This is a genomic window from Weissella sp. DD23, from assembly GCF_001579105.1.
Taxonomy (GTDB): Bacteria; Bacillota; Bacilli; order Lactobacillales; family Lactobacillaceae; genus Weissella; species Weissella cibaria.
This window is the reverse complement of sequence record NZ_KQ970391.1, coordinates 86338-87025: the sequence shown is the minus strand read 5'-3', so window position 1 is coordinate 87025 and position 688 is coordinate 86338. Positions and strand designations below refer to the sequence as shown.

General features: G+C 47.5%; 2 protein-coding genes. Both read right to left on the bottom strand.

Annotation, left to right across the window (positions count from 1 at the left end):
- On the bottom strand, positions 1 to 342 hold a 342-nt coding region (gene rpsC / locus WEIDD23_RS02980), incomplete at its 3' end, for a 30S ribosomal protein S3 (protein ID WP_082778305.1).
- 13 nt (positions 343 to 355) lie between these two features.
- On the bottom strand, positions 356 to 688 hold a 333-nt coding region (rplV, locus tag WEIDD23_RS02975; RefSeq protein WP_082778304.1), incomplete at its 5' end, for a 50S ribosomal protein L22.

Genomic DNA, 688 nt, shown 5'->3' with positions numbered 1-688 from the left:
GTCCAAATCAGGCTTCTTAATCTCAATGATGTTGATGTGGACACGCTCGCCCTTAGCAACCAACTTTGAAAGTTCGTTACGCAATGCATCAACTTCAGAACCACCCTTACCAATAACCATACCTGGCTTAGCAGTGTGGATTGAGATGTTCACGCGGTTAGCAGTACGCTCAATTTCGATACGTGAAACTGATGCGTCAGCCAACTTAGTCTCGATGTACTTACGCAACTTCAAATCTTCGTGCAAAGCCGTTGCGTAGTCCTTCTTGTTTGCGTACCACTTAGCATCCCAGTCGCGGATGATGCCGACACGCATACCAGTTGGGTTAATCTTTTGACCCATGACTCAATCCTCCTTACTTTTCTTTTACCACAATCGTGATGTGGCTTGTACGCTTGTTGATTGGTGAAGCTGAACCCTTGGCACGTGGACGGAAACGCTTTAGCGTTGGTCCTTCGTTAGCAAAGGCTTCTGCAACTACCAAATCTTCGCGATCTAGTGAGAAGTTGTTCTCAGCGTTAGCAACTGCTGAGTTCAACACCTTGTATACATCTTCTGAGCTGTGGTTTGGCAAGAATTGCAAAATTGCAAATGCCTCAGCCACAGACTTACCACGAACTTGGTCAAGCACTAGGCGGACCTTACGTGGAGCGACACGAACGATCTTCGCTGTGGCGCGTGCTGACGT